The organism is Fulvivirga aurantia, assembly GCF_009711475.1.
Classification (GTDB): domain Bacteria; phylum Bacteroidota; class Bacteroidia; order Cytophagales; family Cyclobacteriaceae; genus Fulvivirga; species Fulvivirga aurantia.
Map to the genome: position 1 here is coordinate 1 of NZ_SMMD01000606.1, position 4,562 is coordinate 4,562.

Annotated in this window: 6 protein-coding genes; 3 read left to right on the forward strand and 3 right to left on the reverse strand. The window is 39.8% G+C overall.

Features of this window, described 5'->3' with window-relative positions; genetic code table 11:
- The 3 genes from E1176_RS05525 to E1176_RS05535 form a co-directional block, all read right to left on the reverse strand.
- A partial coding sequence (locus tag E1176_RS05525) for a TetR/AcrR family transcriptional regulator (protein ID WP_155209571.1) occupies positions 1–411 on the reverse strand: 411 nt, incomplete at its 3' end.
- 84 nt (positions 412–495) lie between these two features.
- Positions 496–1,254 (reverse strand): NRDE family protein, encoded by a 759-nt coding sequence (locus E1176_RS05530; RefSeq protein ID WP_155209572.1) that lies wholly within the window; start codon positions 1,252–1,254, stop codon positions 496–498.
- 10 nt (positions 1,255–1,264) lie between these two features.
- Positions 1,265–1,864 (reverse strand): ribonuclease HII, encoded by a 600-nt coding sequence (locus E1176_RS05535; protein WP_155209573.1) that lies wholly within the window; start codon positions 1,862–1,864, stop codon positions 1,265–1,267.
- Positions 1,865–1,939: 75 nt separating this feature from the next.
- Here E1176_RS05535 and E1176_RS05540 point away from each other — a divergent pair, with 75 nt between their 5' ends.
- From E1176_RS05540 to E1176_RS05550, 3 genes are read left to right on the forward strand one after another with little or no spacing between them, the layout of a single operon-like run.
- Positions 1,940–2,506, forward strand: a complete 567-nt coding sequence (locus E1176_RS05540) for an NUDIX domain-containing protein (protein WP_155209574.1) — start codon at positions 1,940–1,942, stop codon at positions 2,504–2,506.
- 38 nt (positions 2,507–2,544) lie between these two features.
- A complete protein-coding gene (locus E1176_RS05545; RefSeq protein WP_155209575.1) occupies positions 2,545–3,885 on the forward strand; it encodes an MATE family efflux transporter in 1,341 nt (446 codons plus the stop codon).
- A 33-nt stretch (positions 3,886–3,918) separates the two neighbouring features.
- Complete coding sequence (locus E1176_RS05550; RefSeq protein WP_155209576.1) at positions 3,919–4,515, forward strand: sigma-70 family RNA polymerase sigma factor; 597 nt, start codon at positions 3,919–3,921, stop codon at positions 4,513–4,515.
- Positions 4,516–4,562 lie beyond the last annotated feature (47 nt).

Below are 4,562 nucleotides of genomic sequence, written 5' to 3' on the forward strand. Positions count from 1 at the left end.
TTTTATTTCTATATAAGTTTTTAAGCCTAAAATGCCTTGTTGCGCTTTTTCTTTGAGCTCAGGATGTGTATTCGTTGCATCCATAGCAGTATTAAATATGGGGCAGCCACCTCCTTTTACCATCGGATCATCTACGAAAGACACAAACACATCAATAACCGCAAATAGCTTATCTGTTGGTTTAGAAACTTTATTTAAGCGATCTCTAAATCTTTTAAGTACGCGATCATAGTTGTAATTAAAGGCCTCAACCGCTATTTCATCTTTGTTTTTAAAGTGATTGTATATGCCGCCTTTCTTTAAATTAGTCGCCTTCATAATATGGCTCAAAGAACACGCGTGGTAGCCGTATGTATTAAACAGCTCCGCTGATTTTTGAATGATCATCTCACGTGTACTAAGTCCTTTCATAATTTTAAGACCGACTGGTCGGTTTGTAAAGATAGCAAAATATCGGCTCAAACAAAATATTCTATACTCATAAAAGGCTAATGACTAAAGAGAGAGTAGAAACTTTCGGTCTGTGTGAGAGAAATTATTGATGTCATAAGTACGCTCAACAAAGGTGATCTGATCATCATTATCAATCAAAAGTACGGTACTGCACCTTGAGCCATACTTTGGGCTTTTGATAAACATAGGTGACAACATACGCTCCATTTCCAGACCTACGCCAGTATCTGGTAAGTTTTTATCTTCGGCTTTAATGTCGTCATATAGGGTTTCAAAGAGTGTCTCGACTTCAAAATCCTTACTCACAATATTTTCTAACTTAGACTTACCTCGCTCTACCTTTGGCCAGGGTGTGTCTAGTAGAGCATTACTCAAGCCGTAAAAACCAGGAGTTATTTTGTGCACCCCTTGCTGATAATTGCCATAATAATGCAATTCATCGCTATTTCCACAAATCAGGTTAAAGCCATTATAAGACTCTCCACTACTCTCAACCTTTTTTAGATACGATTCACTATTGTCGTTATTAGTCAGAAAATCGCTCACCAAATGACCTCGTGAGGGTGCCTCTGCTTTTATATTGGACAGATCCCTGTAGTTTGTCAACATGCTAATAGATCCAGACTTGTTTATTCCCATCCATGTGCCACCGGCTTCCAGATCGCGTCCTGCTAAAATCTCGGGGTTATCTTCCCAGAACTGGGCTGGTTGAGTTTGCCTTGCATAAAATTCATCTCTATTGGCTGCTACAATAAGCTTATATTTTGGATGAACTTTATGAGCGAATAAGATGAGACACATTAGAAAAAAATTAAGTAAAGAGTTCTAACTGTTCGGGTAACAATCTGAAACTTTTGCGATGATAAGGAGATGGGCCTATCATTTTTATACCTTCCCGATGTGCATTTGTAGGATAGCCTTTATTCTTTTCCCACTCATACTGCGGGTGCTCCAAAGCTATTTTTTCCATAAACTCATCACGGTAAGTTTTGGCCAACACCGATGCTGCAGCTATAGAATAATACTTGCCATCACCTTTTATTATGCACTCAAAAGGTATGTCATTATGCGGTTTGTATCGGTTACCATCTATAAGGAGTAATTCTGGCTGTTGTTTGAGCTGATCTACAGCGAGCTGCATGGCGCGGTAAGATGCATTTAAAATGTTGAGCTGGTCAATTTCTTCATTATCCACGAAAGCAACAGCCCAGGCAAGTGCCTCTGATTCGATTTCTAAACGAATACGATCTCTTTTTTTCTTAGACAGTTGCTTAGAATCATTGAGGTCTTCATGTTGAAATCCGCGAGGCAAAATCACTGCAGCAGCTACCACCGGACCTGCCAGACAACCTCTGCCTGCTTCATCACAACCTGCTTCTAGTTTATCTTCAGAAAAATGAGCTTTAAGCATGCTGTAAAATTATGTTTACAATTGATTAAAAGAAAGAAAGCCAGTCTTTAGTCTCGAAATTAATAGCTTTGCGGCATGGCAAAAGTAAACAACCCCTGGAAGACACTGAAGAAGAAAGAGAAGTATGACAATCCATGGATACGTGTTGAAGAACACGACATCATCAACCCCGGTGGTGGCGAAGGCATATACGGCAAAGTCCATTTTAAAAATAAAGCCATTGGGATCATTCCTATAGATAAAGAAGGCAATACCTGGTTGGTAGGCCAATATCGCTATACGCTTGATGAATATTCATGGGAAATCCCGGAAGGTGGCGGACCAGTGCATGAAGATATGATGGAGGCAGCCCAACGTGAGCTTAAAGAAGAAACCGGCCTGACAGCAAAGAGCTGGGAGATTATAATGAAAATACACACCTCAAACTCAGTTACCGATGAAGAGGCCTTTATTTTTTTGGCCAAAGACCTTACTGAGGGTGACGCGCAACCAGAGGAGTCTGAAGAATTGAAAGTAATGAAACTGCCTTTTGATGAGGCACTAGAAATGGTGATGAATGGAGAAATTACTGATAGCATGAGTGTTGCGGCAATTTTGAAATTAGCCCGTATGCGCGAAAATCGACTTAATGAGTTTAATTAATCCACATGCAATCCTGACTCATGTCGGTTTGAGCTTTTATGACTAAGCAAAATTATATATCGCATTTGAAGCGCAATTTTTTACTGGCATACCCAGTGATGCTGAGTCAACTTGGGCATATGATGGTAAATGTTGCTGATAGTGTAATGGTAGGTCAGCTTGGGGCGGTACCTCTGGCTGGGGCTTCTTTAGCTAATGTAATATTTCACTTACTACTGATGTTTGGAATCGGTGTATCATACGCCATCACTCCGTTGGTAGCTGCCGCTGATGGTGAGAAAGACACCAACAAATCCAGTGACTTGCTGAAACATGCTTTATTGATTAATACCATTACCGGTATTGTCTTATTTGTAATTATCCTCGTGGGAGGACCAATTTTGTATGTACTCAATCAGCCGCCTGATGTTGTAGACATGGCTTTGCCGTACCTCAACATTGTAACTCTTTCTTTGATCCCTCTCATGCTCTTTCAAACATTTCGTCAGTTTGCAGAGGGGCTATCTTACACCAAACAAGCCATGCTCATCGTCATTGGCTCTAACCTTATAAACGTAGGACTCAATTATATTCTCATTTATGGTAAACTCGGTTTTGAGCCCATGGGCCTCAATGGAGCCGGGTGGGCCTCCTTCATTTCAAGAATTATTTTAGCCGGCTGGATTGCGCTTTATATCTATCACGGCAAAAACTTCAAACCATTTAAATTGGGTTTCGCAATTGGTAACTATAGCAAAACACTTATTAGAAAGTTACTCAGCCTGGGTCTACCAGCTGGCTTTCAATTCGTGTTCGAAGTAGGCGCATTTGGCTTTGCAGTAATTATGATCGGATGGATCGGCACAGAACAACTAGCAGCACACCAAATAGCCATAAACTTAGCGGCCATCAGTTATATGATGGCTTCGGGACTATCTGCAGCGGCCACTGTGAGAGTTGGCAATCAACTAGGTAAAAATGATGTGCATACATTGCGTGCTGCTGCTTTTACGCTTTATGCTATGGTTATCGCCTTTATGAGCGTTTGTGCCTTAACATTCATTTTAGGCAGATATTTCTTCCCTGGTCTGTACATCGATAATCCTGAGGTAATCGAAATTGCTGCTTCTCTGCTTGTGATTGCAGGCTTTTTCCAAATCTCTGACGGTGTGCAAGTGCTTAGCCTAGGGGCTTTAAGAGGCTTAGAAGACGTAAAAATACCATCTATCTTAACCTTCGTGGCATACTGGGTGTTAGCTTTACCTACAGGCTATCTACTTGCTTTTCATTACGATATGGGTGCTGAAGGTGTTTGGTATGGCCTTCTCATAGGTCTTACAATTGTGGCTGTAGTGATGTTTTGGAGATTTAATAGTCTCACGAAGCGATTAATGAATTAAATTCTCTTAATAATTGTACCTTTGTAGTTCACAATGAATCAAAGTCAGACCATAGCACTATACCAGCCCTTATTGCAATCTATTGCATATAAAATGGTAGGCTCACTTGCCGATGCGGAAGATATCGTGCAAGATACTTTGATGAAATGGTTGACGATTGACACCAAGAAGATCAATAATACCAAAGCGTATTTAATTACATCAGTAAAAAACAACTGCCTCAATCATATCGAAAAAATTAAACGCACCAGGGATGAGTGTTTACAAAACCTTAATCCGGCAGATTTAATTGATTGGTATAAAGAAAAAGAGTTTTTCAACTTCGATCTTGATAATGAGGTATCTGCTGCTCTTACGGTATTACACAAAAAACTTGAACCTATAGAAAGAGGTATTTTCGTATTACGTGAGTTGTTTGATTTCGACTATGACGAGTTGCAAAGCATTTTCGATAAGAAAAAAGACAATTGCCGTAAACTACTGAGCAGAGCAAAAGAAAAATTATCTCAGGAAACGAGTAAAGAGAATGTTACCGATCAATCTTTCTTTAGCAGCTTTAAAAAAGCCTGTAATATAGGCCCTACCCACGATTTTATCGATAAAGTAAAGAAAGAGATCAGTGCCAATTAAGGCAGTTTCAGCTTCCTGAAAAATTTATTTTTATTTTTTTGTCACAA